Genomic DNA, 13,400 nt, shown 5'->3' on the forward strand with positions numbered 1-13,400 from the left:
TTTGATTTACAGCTACCCCTAGCCGAAAATTCGATAAGGCTGTTGCTTAACGCACAAGGAACACTGAAAGATCCGAGTGAGACGCAACATATCCTCCGTGAGAAGCAAAAATATGGTCCGCAACGCCGGGGACATGCGTTGCCATCACGATCAGATCAGCACTAAGTTCGTCGGCCTTGGCAACGAGTGCCTTACTCAAGTCAACAGCTGGGTCGTGCGAGATATGCGCACTTGCTGTCGCAGTAACGCCAAATTTCGCGCTACAGGATTTCGCAAACTCAGACAGTTTCTGCTCAAATTCCTTCGGGTTATGCGCCACATCCGAAGGTGTATTTACCCCCACCCCGAGAAAACAGATTTCCGCCTTATAATGCAGAGCTAAATCGACGGCCGTTTGAATTGCCTTTTCCAACTTATCGGCATGGGCCAAATCGATAGGTACGAGCACCTTTTGATACATTGATCCCTCCCTTGTACACACCATCCTTACAATCAGATCGTTTACGATCAACAGGACAGTTTCAAAAGCGTAACACCGACAGGCATCTAAATCAAAATCACCATTTATAAAGTCTGCCTTTCGCATACGCGAAATAGTCGATGAAAACTAGGAACCTGTCGTTTGACAGTAGTTGTTCATGAGACCTGTCTGGATAGGGTTAGATTTCTGCAATCCATTTCGAATCGCAGTTTCGAATATTTTTTGATCAACCCAACTGACTTTTGTCAGTTGGGTTTGGTCTTTTTCCTGTTCGAACGTGAAATTTCCAATTTTTTTTTAATCCGATAATTCACGCATATACCAATTGGCACTCGCACGGCATCAACCCCTTATTCTGCAAGGTGTTTCAAAGCAAAACATATCGATTTTCTATGCTATTTTTTCGCGAAGATTATTGGTCAAATATCTATTTTCAGGTGCAAAAATCCTCGGACACTTCCTGCCAACGACTTGATGCATACAAGGCACCCATGTCACGATGCGGCAGATTTGTGCACTGTCTGTCCCACACAACACGTGCTGCCACGCCGAAACATTAATTGGTTTCGGTGAGGTTGACCTGTTGGGTGCTTTTCCTTTTAGGAGCTGCATCCATGGTAGTGCACACACCCGTAGGGGATAAATTTTGTGGCCAAAGGGGGGCTCATCAACTGCACAAAAGCAGAGGCATGACAAAACTAGCAGAATTCAGAACTGCACCATGCCCGATGTGCCGAAACGGTACCAAGACCGGCCTTGAAGAACCAAGACCAATCAAGAGGCCGGAACTGCCACAGCAATACATAATTCAACAAGTTTATGACATATCAGAGAAGGAACTGGGATGACTGATCCTATCAAGTATTTTGCGTCACGCGTCAGTGCACACGAAATGAACCGTCGTGAATTCATTGGCCGTTCCATGGCCGCGGGCCTGACCCTTGCGGCAGCGACCAGCCTTTATGGCAAATCTGCCATGGCACAGGAACCCAAGCGCGGCGGTCACCTGAAGCTCGGCCTGCAGGGCGGCTCTTCAACCGACGTCATTGATCCGGCGAAATCATCTTCGCAGTTCACCTTTGCCATGAACCGTAACTGGGGCGACACGCTTGTCGAATCGCACCCGACAAGCGGCTTGGCTGTACCGGCACTTGCTGAATCCTGGGAACCGAATGCCGATGCATCGGTTTGGACTTTTAAAATCCGCAAGGGCGTTGAATTCCACAATGGTTCCGAACTGACCATTGATGATGTTATCAAAACCCTGAACCGTCACACCGATGAAAAATCGGAATCCGGTGCTTTGGGTGTTCTCGGTTCGATCAAAGGTATAGAAAACAAGGGTGGCGATCTGGTCATCACCCTTTCTGAAGGCAACGCTGATCTTCCACTGCTGCTGAGCGATTATCACCTCGTGATCCAGCCGGGCGGCGGGTATGATGATCCAAGCTCAGGCATCGGTACCGGTCCGTTCAAAGTCGACAACTTCGAAGCCGGTGTCCGCGCAACATTTGTTAAAAACGAAAACGACTGGCGCAGTGACCGCGGCTATGTTGATTCCGTCGAAATGATCGTGATGAACGATGCCACCGCCCGTATGGCAGCCCTGTCATCGGGTCAGGTTCACTTCATCAACCGCGTCGATCCGAAAACCGTCAGCTTGCTAAAGCGTGCACCGAATGTTGATATCCAAACCACATCCGGTCGGGGTCACTATGTCTTCATCATGCATTGCAATACCGCACCGTTCGATAATAACGACCTGCGTCTGGCGCTGAAACATGCGATGGACCGTGAAACCATGGTCGAAAAGATTCTTGGCGGTTACGGCAAAGTTGGTAACGACTTCCCGATCAACGAAACATACGCCCTGTTCCCGGAAGGCATCGAACAGCGTTCGTACGATCCGGATAAGGCCGCATTCCACTTCAAGAAATCCGGTCATGACGGATCGGTTCTCCTGCGCACATCCGACGTTGCATTCCCGGGCGCTGTTGATGCAGCCGTTCTGTATCAGGAAAGTGCTAAAAAAGCGGGTATTGACATCGAAATCAAACGTGAGCCGGGTGACGGTTACTGGTCAAACGTCTGGAACGTTCAACCGTTCAGTACCTCTTACTGGGGTGGTCGTCCGACCCAGGATCAGATGTATTCAACAGCATATCTCTCCTCGGCTGACTGGAATGATACCCGTTTCTTCAACACTGATTTCGATAAAGTGTTGCTCGAAGCGCGTGCCGAACTGGATCAGAACAAGCGTAAAGAAATGTACCACGACATGGCACTGATGGTCCGTGACACCGGCGGTTTAATCCTGCCGATGTTTAACGACTTTGTGAACGCGACGACAACGAATGTTTCTGGTTTTGTTCAGGACATTGGTAACGACATGTCAAACGGCTATGTCGCGACACGTCTCTGGCTCAATAGCTAAGATCGAGATCGGGATTTATCCCAATTACGATTATGCGGGATCACGGTTTTTACCGTGATCCCCATCTCGTTGTTGGTTCACGTGATTGAATGACGGTCTGATCGAAAATTCCAGATTGGTTACGAAGATGGTTCTTCGTTGTTCCACCCGTCTTGAATTTCCGCTCAGGCCCATACAGGGAGAATGTGTTTATGGCCAATCCCTTGGCCGGCGTGTACGCCGCGCGACACCGACTAAAAGAAAGCCATCCTTTGACGGTCTTGATCGTCGAACGGCTGGGTTTGAGTTTGCTGTTGCTTTGGGCTGTTTCAGTCCTGATCTTTGCAGGGATCGAAGCCTTGCCGGGTGATTTCGCCCAAACTTACCTTGGTCAATCGGCCACACCACAGTCCATTGCAAATATACGCGCCGATCTTGGTCTGGATCGTCCAATCACCACGCGCTATTTCGAATGGCTTGGCGGGGTTGTGCAGGGTGATTTTGGCAACAGCTGGGCCAGTGGCGCCCCGGTGACCGAACAAATCACCAAGCGCCTTGGCAATTCGTTATTCCTGGCGTTCTTTGCGGCGGCCATATCCGTACCGCTGGCCGTTGGCCTTGGCATGGTTGCGGTCCATTATCGCAACCGCATTCCGGACCGTGTGATTAACATCCTCTCACTGGCGGCAATTTCATTACCTGAATTCTTTATCGGCTATCTGCTGATTGTCTTCTTTGCTGTCCAGCTGGGTGTCGCGACATTCCCATCAACCGTCTATGACGGCATGCCGTGGTCTGAACGCATGGCGGCCATAGCTTTGCCAACGGCAACACTGGTTATGGTGGTGTTGGCCCATATGATGCGTATGACCCGTGCGGCCATCATTAGTGTAATGTCATCGGCATATATGGAAACCGCAGAGCTCAAAGGCCTTGGCGCCTTTAAGGCGATTGTCAAACATGCAGCACCAAACGCCATTGCACCAATCGTCAATGTGGTTGCGCTGAACCTGGCTTATCTGGTTGTCGGTGTTGTCGTGGTCGAGGTTGTCTTTGTCTATCCCGGCATGGGGCAATATATGGTCGATGCCGTTACGGTACGCGACATGCCCGTGGTACAGGCCTGCGGCCTTATCTTTGCTGCGGTTTATATCCTTCTGAACATGGTGGCCGATCTTGTCGCCATTATCGCCAATCCGAGACTGAGGCATCCGCGATGAGATTACGTGAAATCCCGCTGACCGCCTGGATCGGTATTCTGGGCATTCTGTTTGCATTTTTCTGTGCTGTTTTTGCATCCCTTATTGCACCCTTTGGCGAACGTGAAATTGTTGCCGGCGTTTGGGAACCCGCCAATGAGCTTTACCTTCTGGGGACAGACAACCTTGGACGCGATCTGTTATCGCGTTTGATTTACGGCGCACAAACAACGCTGTTTGTATCGCTTGCGGCATCCATCCTGTCGTTTTCGATCGGTATTTTCCTGAGCTTCACAGCCGCCGTATCAGGCGGTCCGATTGATCAGGGGCTATCACGCCTGAACGATTTGATGATGTCGATCCCGACATTGATCTTCGCACTGGTGGTTTTGGCCGTCCTGCCGCAAAACATCTTTATCCTGATTGCTGTCATGGCCATTTTGGATTCCACGCGTGTCTATCGTCTGGGTCGTGCCGTGGCGCTTGATATTGCGGTTATGGAATTTGTTGAGGCTGCCAAACTGCGCGGTGAAGGCCGGATGTGGATCATTTTCCGCGAAATTCTGCCTAATGCGCTCTCTCCATTACTTGCTGAATTTGGCCTTCGCTTTGCATTTTCGATCCTATTCCTATCAACCCTTTCGTTCCTTGGGCTTGGCATTCAGCCGCCAGCGGCGGATTGGGGCGGTATGGTCAAGGACAACAAAGATGGTATCATTTTCGGCATTCAGGCCGCCCTTATTCCCGGCGGGGCAATTGCGGCACTGGCCGTCTGTGTGAACATGGTCGTCGACTGGTTGTTAAAACGTACGTCCAGCCTGAAAGGAGGACGCGGTGATGCCTGATCTTTTATCGGTACGCGATCTGCGCATTGGCGCGACCATTTTTCCACCGGGTGAAGACCCACAGGATATCGACATTGTGCACGGTGTTTCCTTTGATCTGCAAAAGGGCAAAGTCCTTGGTCTAATCGGGGAATCTGGTGCAGGTAAATCCACCATTGGTCTGGCTGCCCTTGCCTATGGCCGCGGCGGTGTCCGCATCACTGGCGGGGAAGTTTTGCTTGATGGCAAAGACATCCTGTCGATGAACAAAAAAGGCATTCGCAGCATCCGCGGCGCACGTGTTTGCTACGTTGCGCAATCGGCTGCGGCATCCTTTAACCCGGCGCATAAGCTGGGCGATCAGGTGATTGAAAGTTCGATTGAACATGGGTTGATGACGCGCGAAGAAGCACGAAAGCGCGCTGATTACCTGTTTGAAATTCTTGGACTTCCTGATCCCCATAACTTTGGGGACAGGTATCCCCATCAGGTTTCTGGTGGTCAGCTCCAACGTGCCATGACGGCGATGGCGCTTTGTTCCAACCCGGAACTAATCGTCTTTGACGAACCGACAACAGCCCTTGATGTCACAACCCAGATTGACGTTCTGGCTGCGATTAAAAATGCGATTGAGAAAACCGGAACAGCAGCACTTTACATCACGCATGATCTTGCCGTCGTCGCGCAGATTTCTGATGACATCATGGTCTTGCGCAATGGCGATACCATTGAATACGGCCCGGTCAAACAGATCATTGAAAACCCGCGTCAGGACTATACCAAGGCGCTGGTCAATGTCCGTCAGACCAAACTGGCCGAAGCCCGAGATCAATCTGATGCGTTGCTAAAAGTTGAGAACATCTCGGCGGCGTATGGAAATGGTGTTCAGGTTCTTCATGACGTATCGCTGCATGTGCCGCGGGGTCAGACCCTTGCCGTTGTTGGTGAGTCCGGTTCGGGAAAATCTACATTGGCGCGTGTCATCACCGGCCTTTTGCCCCCGTTTGAAGGCAAGGTCACCTTTGTCGACGAAGAACTTTCTGCCGAACAAAAGAAACGGTCTCGCGATCATTTACGCCGTATTCAGCTGATCTATCAAATGGCCGATACAGCAATGAACCCGCGCCAGACAGTGGGCCAGATCATTGGCCGTCCACTGCAATTCTATTTCGGAATGCGCGGTGCCGCACGCAAGGCAAAAGTCATCGAACTTCTTGATGAAATCGAGATGGGCGAAACGTTCTATGATCGCTATCCAGCCGAACTTTCCGGTGGTCAGAAACAGCGCGTTGCAATTGCGCGCGCACTGGCAGCCAAACCAGAATTGATATTGTGTGATGAACCAACCTCGGCCCTTGATCCACTGGTGGCCGAGGGGATTTTGGATCTTCTGATGCGTCTGCAAAAAAACTATCAGGTATCCTATCTTTTCATCACCCATGACATTGCGATTGTACGCGCGATTGCTGATTCTGTGGCGGTCATGCTGCAAGGCAAGCTGGTCGATTTCGGGCCTCGGTCCGAGGTCCTTAACCCACCATTTGATGATTACACCGACCTCCTGTTGAAGTCGGTTCCGGAAATGAAGCTGGGTTGGCTGGAAAATGTCCTTGCCACACGTAAAATGGAAAGTGCTGGTCACTGACAAGTCGTTCAGAACATGCAACAAAAGGCGGATCGTATCAAACGATCCGCCTTTTCTCATAAGCCATCCTGTAAACCAAAACTTCAAGCCCCAAAGGACGCCCCACAATGTCCGACCGCAAATTCACTGTTATTGAAAACACCTTTATCACTTTGGACGATGGCACCCGACTTGCCGCGCGCATATGGATGCCCGACGGCACCGATGCCGATCCGGTCCCTGCTGTGTTTGAATTTCTGCCCTATCGCAAGGGTGATGGCACCTGTTCACGCGATGAGGCGACCTATCCAGAATTTGCCAAGGCCGGGATCGCCGGTGTCCGGGTTGATATCCGGGGATCGGGTGAATCTGATGGTGTAATTGACGGCGAATATACCGCACTTGAACTGGCCAACGCGGTTGAGCTGATTGCATGGATTGCCAAACAATCCTGGTGCAATGGATCGGTCGGCATGATGGGGATTTCATGGGGCGGGTTTAACTGCCTGCAGGTCGCGGCCCTTAATCCTCCGGCGCTTAAGGCCGTGATTTCAATTGCCTCTACTGTTGATCGATATAACGACGACATTCACTATAAAAACGGTTGTCAGTTGGCTGCGCAACTTTCATGGGCTGCGACCATGCTGGCCTATCAATCACGCACACCTGACCCCGAACTGGTCGGTGATGACTGGCGAAACATGTGGTTACACCGGCTTGAGCAAGAACCGTTTTTCCTTGAAGAATGGTTGGCCCATCAAACCCGTGATGAGTTTTGGAAACATGCATCAATCTGCGAAGATTTCGATGCGGTCAAAATCCCGTCCATGGTGTTAGCCGGATGGGCCGATGGCTATCGCAACACCCCAATCCGGGCGATTGAAGGCATGCCTGACCGGTCCAAGGCGCTGATTGGTCCATGGGTGCACAAATATCCGCATTTCGCATGGCCAAAACCGCGTGCCGATTTTATCGGCGAGGCAATCAATTGGTGGAACAAATGGCTGCGCGACGAAGATAATGGTGCCGACACCCTGCCGCAAATGCGTGCCTATATCCTTGAGGGGGTAAAACCCGCCCCGCGTCGGGACTTTGATCCGGGGTTCTGGATTGCCAAGGACAGTTGGTCCACACCTGAAACCTGTTCCATGTTTGTGGCAGACGGAAAACTATCGTTTGAGGCTGGCGACGATGAAATTCCTGCTGCCGATATCTATTTGAAATCACCGCTCGATACCGGGACGGCGTCAGGAGAATATTTCACCCTGAAACCAGACGCGGAAATGGCGATTGATCAGCGTGGTGACGATGCCGGATCATTGGTGTTTGAAACCACCCCGCTTGACGTTGAGGTCGACCTTTTGGGGCGCCCGGTGCTGAACGTTGATCTTGAATGCGACGCAGATTGGTCAAACCTCTGCGCGCGTCTTGTTGATGTTCATCCTGACGGCACGGCAACCCGGGTTTCGTTTGGCGTGTTAAACTTGGCGCATCGCGATCCAGCGGCGAATTACGACAATCCGCAACCGATGCCGCGCGATAAGAAAGTCACAATCACGCTGACACTCGATGCTTGCGGGTATCGTTTCAAACCCGGCCATCGTATTCGCCTAGCACTTTCGACATCCTACTGGCCGATGATTTTGCCGCCGCCCTTTGATGCCGGGCTTACCATTGCACCATCATCAATCAAATTTGATCTGCCGCTTTTGGGCAATCATGAAAAAATTACGGTTAAGCAACCCGAGAACCCCGATCCGTTACCGACCTATATCGAACATAAGCCAAGCCGCACTGAACGCAGTGTGCAGCGCAACCTCACACAGAACGAAACACGATACCGCATCTATGAAGATACCGGTTTATTCGAACATCCAGATTCCCGTCTTGCCACCCGTTCAGTACGCAGCGAAACCTGGACCATCAATCCGCTTGATCCCAATAGCATGCGCGGCGAGGCGGCATGGACATGCGATTTGAAGCGTGATGAATGGTCGGTGCGCACAGATTGCCATGCCGAACTCAGCTGTGATCGCGACAACTGGTTTGTCAGTGCATGGATGATCGCCTACGAAGATGATCAGCAAATATTTGAAAAGAAATGGGAAAGAACCATTCCCCGCAATTTCATGTAATCACGAAAAGGGCCGGTTATCCGGCCCTTTTTAGCGTTCCATCTAAATCTGTATTCGCCAGATCATCGTTTTTTTTCAGCCCACCATTTGCGCAATTGCTGCGCACAAATGTGAAAACCCGGCTTTTGCCGCGTCACTCATGTGCCGCGCCCGCAGCCACCCGTGGATTAATTGCGGTTCTTCGCGATACTGCACATCAATCCCGGCACGGGCCAATTGGGCTGTGAATTCACGCCCGTCATCACGCAACGGATCAAAATAGGCTGCCGTGATATAGGTTGGCGGAAGCCCGCGCAAATCATCGACTGACAGCGCATGCGCAAATGGATCATCCATCGGCGCCTTAAGCACATCACGGTAATAAATCACGTCATCCGTGCTTAATCCCGGCGCATTGGCCATCTGGCCATAACTTGGCCAGTTCAAATCCCCGCCAAGGGCCGGATAAATCAATACTTGCCCCAAAATCCGGTCGCCAAAGCCCTCTTCGCGCGCACGCACCGCAAGACCCGCGGCCAACATGCCACCGGCACTATCCCCGACCAAAACAAGCTTCCGCCCCGCTGACAGAAGGCTTTGCGCCACACGGTAACAATCATCGTGCTGGGCGGGCCACACATGCTCCGGTGCAAGGCGATAGTCTATGGCAATTAACTCAGCACCGGCAGCTTGCGCAATTTCCGCACAGATCGAATCATGGCTATCACGCGATCCCACAACAAACCCGCCGCCATGCATATAAACAATCTTGTGGTTCGTGGTTACCATTGCCGGGCGATAATGACGCACGGGCACATCGCCTATCACATCATCTTCGACCCCCATCCCGTCGGGATGGGGAAAGGTAAATTCGGCACAGAGTGCGTCGTACCATTTGCGCTGCTGATCAATGCCCGCCGCGACCGCGTCTGGCGGAAAGAAGCCATCACATTTGGTAATAAAGGACCGAATGCCTTCTTCGTCCGGCATTGGGTCATACACAAGATCGGAAGAAACCTGATCGGAACGCGACATCACCGGGACCTCATTGGAGAAAACGTGCAACAGCGTAACGCGGATGCCCCCGCAGTTAAAGGCTGCAGGGGCCGTCACGGCATTATATGTACCAGTCTTAAACCGTTTTGAGCTTACCCAATGGCACGACCAAGCTGTTCAGGTTTGGCCAAACGATCGTGTTGGACCGCGATTTCGGCCAGATTTGTCGCGACAATCCCACCCGGCTCAGACGTCCGACGCGTTTTTAGATCGACATGCAGCAACATGGTTTCAACCGTTGCTGCAACCTGTCCATCAATCATCATCAGGCGATGGAACAGATGCAGTTTTTTACCCACGCCCTTAATCAACTGCGTCGTCACAGAGATACGATCTCCAGCAGTGATTTCCTGCATATAGCAAACATGGTTTTCAACCGTGAAATAGCTGCTTCCGGCAGTTATATACTCGGCATCTGCACCGATGAGCTCCATGAAACGGTCGCTCGCCTGTCCACTGATTTCAACATAATGGGCTTCGTTCATATGCCCATTATAATCTGTCCAGCTTTGTGGGATTTGACGATCTACTGTGACGGGAAGGTGATCAATTGACCCATGATTTTGCAGGGATGCTTCGTGATCATTGATCGTACCACCCGCACCGCTGCCCGATTTCTTAAGCGCACGCATCATGCCGACAAGATTGTCATCGCGCAGACGTTCAAGCTCGCGGATCGTCATATGACCGGACTGATCGTCCGATTGCTGAGCAATCCGGGTGGTCAGCTCAGGGGTCAGTTCAGGCACATCCATCAATTTAGTCCAGGGCCATTTCAATGCCGGGCCAAACTGCCCAATGAAATGTTCCATACCGGCCTCGCCCCCGGCAATGCGATAGGTTTCAAAAAGCCCCATCTGCGCCCAACGCAGACCAAAGCCAAACCGGATGGCATCATCAATTTCCTGCGTGGTTGCCACTCCGTCATGCACCAACCAAAGACCTTCGCGCCAAACCGCCTCAAGCAATCGGTCGGCAATATGCGCATCAATCTCCTTGCGCACGACAAGTGGCTTCAAGCCAACGGATCGCAGTATTTCACACCCGGCGTCAACAGCTGCGGCATCCGTCGCCTTGGACGGTACAACTTCGATCAACGGCAACAGATAAACCGGGTTAAACGGATGGGCGACAACGATCTGACCGGGATTGATTGATTCTTCCTGTAACTCACTTGGCTTGAAACCAGATGTCGACGAACCGATCAGGCAATCCTTTGGCGCATGGGCTTGTATATCCGCCAGAATTTTGTGTTTTAGCGCCAATTGTTCCGGCGTACTTTCCTGAATCCAGGCTGCATCGGCAACTGTAGAAGCCATGTCACTATGAAAGGTAAGAATACCTTCTGCTGGCAGCGCGCGGTCATAAAGTGCGGGCAAGCTACGGCGCGCATTTTCAATAACTTCGCCGATTTTGCGTTCTGCTTGCGGATCCGGGTCAAACACAGAAACGTTCCAGCCATTCAAAAGGAAACGCGCGACCCAGCCGCCGCCGATAACGCCGCCGCCAACAACTGCTGCTTTTTTGGGATTTGGATTGGTACTGGACATTAGCGTGGCTCCCGCTTGGTCAGACCAAGCCTTTTGCGTACCGCATCCGGACCAATCACCTTTGCGCCCATGCCCTCAACAATACCAACTGCACGTTCAACCAGTTGGGCATTGCTCGCAAGAACGCCCTTGGACAAATAGATATTGTCCTCCAGTCCAACGCGCACGTTACCGCCCGCCAGAACCGATGCCGCCACATAGGGCATCTGATCGCGGCCAATCGAAAAGGCCGACCAATCCCAGTCGGACGGTACATTGTTGACCATCGCCATGAAGGTATTCAGATCATTTGGCGCACCCCATGGAATCCCCATGCAAAGCTGCACCAATGCCGGGCTGGTCAGGATGCCTTCGGAGACGAGCTGCTTGGCAAACCACAGATGTCCGGTATCAAAGGCTTCGATCTCCGGTTTGACACCAAGATCAGTCATCATCTGTCCCATGGCACGTAACATGCCCGGTGTATTGGTCATGACGTAGTCGGCTTCGGCAAAGTTCATTGTCCCGCAATCAAGGGTGCAGATTTCCGGCAAACAGTCCGCAATATGGGCCATACGCTCCGTAGCCCCGATCATATCGGTGGCATCTTTGTTGACGGGCAGCGGTGCCTCAGTTGATCCAAAAACAATATCCCCGCCCATACCTGCCGTCAGGTTCAGGACAACATCAACGTCCGCCGCCCTGACACGTTCGGTCAATTCACGGTAATGCCCCAGATCACGCGACGGCGCGCCCGTTTCAGGATCGCGCACATGACAATGCACAACAGCCGCCCCCGCCTTGGCAGCATCAATCGCGCTGGCGGCGATTTGTGCCGGCGATCTTGGCACATGGTGGGATTTGTCCTGTGTCGCACCCGATCCGGTAACGGCAGCAGTGATGAAAACCTCGCGGTTCATGGTAAGGGGCATGACGGTCTCTCTTGCTGATCAAAATGATGATCTCAGACTATCGAAACACATCCCATTTGATTTTGCCTATTCCGTCATTTATTTTGCACTTTATGCCAAATAAATTTCACAGATTTGTTTTTGTCCTGTTTGACGGATTTTCTAACATGGTGTTGGCCAGTGCGCTCGAACCACTTCGTGCAGCCAGTGGCTTGCCCAATGGTCCTGTCATAAATTGGGATATCTGCACAATTGACGGGGCACCTGTCACAAGTTCCAGTGGCCTTACAATCACCCCGCAAGCATCTCTGCCTGACACAGTCACCAAAGCAGATATTGACTATCTGGTGGTCGTTTCCGGTTATGGCATGCGCGATCACACCACACCTAAAATCCGCGCACGACTTCAAAATGCGGCGCACCATGCCCGCAACATTATTGGCCTTGATACAGCCGCCTGGCTTCTTGGCTGTTGCCATATGCTCAGTGGAAAAACCGCGACCGTTCACTGGCAGGAACTTGATCAGTTCCAGGAACAATTTCCAGATATTTCTGTCCGTTCAGATCGCTTTATTAAAGATGGTCGGATGATCACATCGGGCGGCGCTTCAACCGTGATGGAATTGATGCTGCATATTCTGGCACAACAATTTGGCTCTGCCGTCGCCTTTGATGTCAGTAATCTGTTTGTCTATGACGCGGAAAATCAATATCACCTGACCCGCGGTGCGGACCGCTTACAGGGGGCCGGTGGGGACGATTTACGCCGCGCAGTTGGCGCAATGATGTCACGTATTGAAACACCGATACCGCTTAAGGATATTGCAAAACAGGCGGGATGCTCACTGCGTAGCCTCGACCGCGTGTTTCAGGACAACTTACAAATATCACCGGGAAAATACTATCAAATGCTACGCCTTGGTCGGGCACGTGACCTCGCGCGGGGAACCGACTTTGCGCTTAGCACCATTGCCCTTAAAACAGGTTTCACAAGCGGTGCAACACTAAGTCGGGCCTTTTCCAAAACGTTCGGCACCACCATCCGTGCCATCCGGAAAAACTAGGCATTCCCGTAAAACTATTTACCCATGCCCGACATAGTAAGACACCACACGGTCGGATGATGGATGGGTTCGAGGATGTGGGACGCCGCAGTCTGCGCGCGACCTGTCGGTCGTGCTCGACCTTCAGACTAAAAACGAGCCACTGGCACGTTTTCTTGACGTCTTCAGCCATCAAGTTATGAGCA

General features: G+C 51.9%; 10 protein-coding genes. 6 read left to right on the forward strand and 4 right to left on the reverse strand.

The window, feature by feature from the left end; genetic code table 11:
• Nucleotides 1-46: 46 nt before the first annotated feature.
• Nucleotides 47-460 carry a universal stress protein gene (locus AMM48_RS13780; protein WP_022731794.1) on the reverse strand — a complete coding sequence of 138 codons (414 nt, stop codon included), beginning with the start codon at nucleotides 458-460 and terminating at the stop codon, nucleotides 47-49.
• 865 nt (nucleotides 461-1,325) lie between these two features.
• Here AMM48_RS13780 and AMM48_RS13790 point away from each other — a divergent pair.
• The 5 genes from AMM48_RS13790 to AMM48_RS13810 all read left to right on the forward strand — a co-directional run bounded on the left by AMM48_RS13790 (nucleotide 1,326) and on the right by AMM48_RS13810 (nucleotide 8,676).
• The gene (locus AMM48_RS13790) at nucleotides 1,326-2,915 is read left to right on the forward strand and encodes an ABC transporter substrate-binding protein (RefSeq protein WP_022731797.1); all 1,590 of its coding nucleotides are present in this window, start codon (nucleotides 1,326-1,328) and stop codon (nucleotides 2,913-2,915) included.
• A gap of 191 nt (nucleotides 2,916-3,106) precedes the next feature.
• A complete protein-coding gene (locus tag AMM48_RS13795) occupies nucleotides 3,107-4,114 on the forward strand; it encodes an ABC transporter permease subunit (protein ID WP_022731798.1) in 1,008 nt (335 codons plus the stop codon).
• Nucleotides 4,111-4,938: an ABC transporter permease gene (locus AMM48_RS13800; RefSeq protein ID WP_101303301.1), complete on the forward strand. Its 828-nt coding sequence runs from the start codon at nucleotides 4,111-4,113 to the stop codon at nucleotides 4,936-4,938. Before AMM48_RS13795 ends, AMM48_RS13800 begins: the two co-directional genes overlap by 4 nt.
• On the forward strand, nucleotides 4,931-6,562 hold the full coding sequence (locus AMM48_RS13805; RefSeq protein WP_102784485.1) for an ABC transporter ATP-binding protein: 1,632 nt from the start codon (nucleotides 4,931-4,933) through the stop codon (nucleotides 6,560-6,562). Before AMM48_RS13800 ends, AMM48_RS13805 begins: the two co-directional genes overlap by 8 nt.
• A 107-nt stretch (nucleotides 6,563-6,669) precedes the next feature.
• Nucleotides 6,670-8,676 carry a CocE/NonD family hydrolase gene (locus tag AMM48_RS13810; RefSeq protein WP_102784486.1) on the forward strand — a complete coding sequence of 669 codons (2,007 nt, stop codon included), beginning with the start codon at nucleotides 6,670-6,672 and terminating at the stop codon, nucleotides 8,674-8,676.
• Between the two features lie 75 nt (nucleotides 8,677-8,751).
• On the opposite strand, the gene AMM48_RS13815 is transcribed toward AMM48_RS13810, so the two are convergent.
• From AMM48_RS13815 to AMM48_RS13825, 3 genes are all read right to left on the reverse strand, one after another.
• A complete protein-coding gene (locus AMM48_RS13815) occupies nucleotides 8,752-9,690 on the reverse strand; it encodes an alpha/beta hydrolase (protein ID WP_102784487.1) in 939 nt (312 codons plus the stop codon).
• A 113-nt stretch (nucleotides 9,691-9,803) separates the two neighbouring features.
• Nucleotides 9,804-11,261 (reverse strand): carnitine 3-dehydrogenase, encoded by a 1,458-nt coding sequence (locus tag AMM48_RS13820; RefSeq protein ID WP_102784488.1) that lies wholly within the window; start codon nucleotides 11,259-11,261, stop codon nucleotides 9,804-9,806.
• Nucleotides 11,261-12,172, reverse strand: a complete 912-nt coding sequence (locus tag AMM48_RS13825) for a 3-keto-5-aminohexanoate cleavage protein (RefSeq protein WP_102784489.1) — start codon at nucleotides 12,170-12,172, stop codon at nucleotides 11,261-11,263. Before AMM48_RS13825 ends, AMM48_RS13820 begins: the two co-directional genes overlap by 1 nt.
• Before the next feature lie 92 nt (nucleotides 12,173-12,264).
• Between AMM48_RS13825 and AMM48_RS13830 the strand changes: the two genes are divergently transcribed.
• A complete protein-coding gene (locus AMM48_RS13830) occupies nucleotides 12,265-13,215 on the forward strand; it encodes a helix-turn-helix domain-containing protein (protein WP_279627491.1) in 951 nt (316 codons plus the stop codon).
• Nucleotides 13,216-13,400 lie beyond the last annotated feature (185 nt).

Source organism: Thalassospira sp. GB04J01 (assembly GCF_000751115.1).
GTDB classification, from domain to species: domain Bacteria; phylum Pseudomonadota; class Alphaproteobacteria; order Rhodospirillales; family Thalassospiraceae; genus Thalassospira; species Thalassospira lucentensis.

What these genes read in the sequence shown, in the direction of transcription:
- AMM48_RS13780 (WP_022731794.1), bottom strand. Translation starts at nt 460, where the DNA reads ATGTATCAAAAGGTGCTCGTACCTATCGATTTGGCCCATGCCGATAAG.
- AMM48_RS13790 (WP_022731797.1), top strand. Translation starts at nt 1,326, where the DNA reads ATGACTGATCCTATCAAGTATTTTGCGTCACGCGTCAGTGCACACGAA.
- AMM48_RS13795 (WP_022731798.1), top strand. Translation starts at nt 3,107, where the DNA reads ATGGCCAATCCCTTGGCCGGCGTGTACGCCGCGCGACACCGACTAAAA.
- AMM48_RS13800 (WP_101303301.1), top strand. Translation starts at nt 4,111, where the DNA reads ATGAGATTACGTGAAATCCCGCTGACCGCCTGGATCGGTATTCTGGGC.
- AMM48_RS13805 (WP_102784485.1), top strand. Translation starts at nt 4,931, where the DNA reads ATGCCTGATCTTTTATCGGTACGCGATCTGCGCATTGGCGCGACCATT.
- AMM48_RS13810 (WP_102784486.1), top strand. Translation starts at nt 6,670, where the DNA reads ATGTCCGACCGCAAATTCACTGTTATTGAAAACACCTTTATCACTTTG.
- AMM48_RS13815 (WP_102784487.1), bottom strand. Translation starts at nt 9,690, where the DNA reads ATGTCGCGTTCCGATCAGGTTTCTTCCGATCTTGTGTATGACCCAATG.
- AMM48_RS13820 (WP_102784488.1), bottom strand. Translation starts at nt 11,261, where the DNA reads ATGTCCAGTACCAATCCAAATCCCAAAAAAGCAGCAGTTGTTGGCGGC.
- AMM48_RS13825 (WP_102784489.1), bottom strand. Translation starts at nt 12,172, where the DNA reads ATGCCCCTTACCATGAACCGCGAGGTTTTCATCACTGCTGCCGTTACC.
- AMM48_RS13830 (WP_279627491.1), top strand. Translation starts at nt 12,265, where the DNA reads ATGCCAAATAAATTTCACAGATTTGTTTTTGTCCTGTTTGACGGATTT.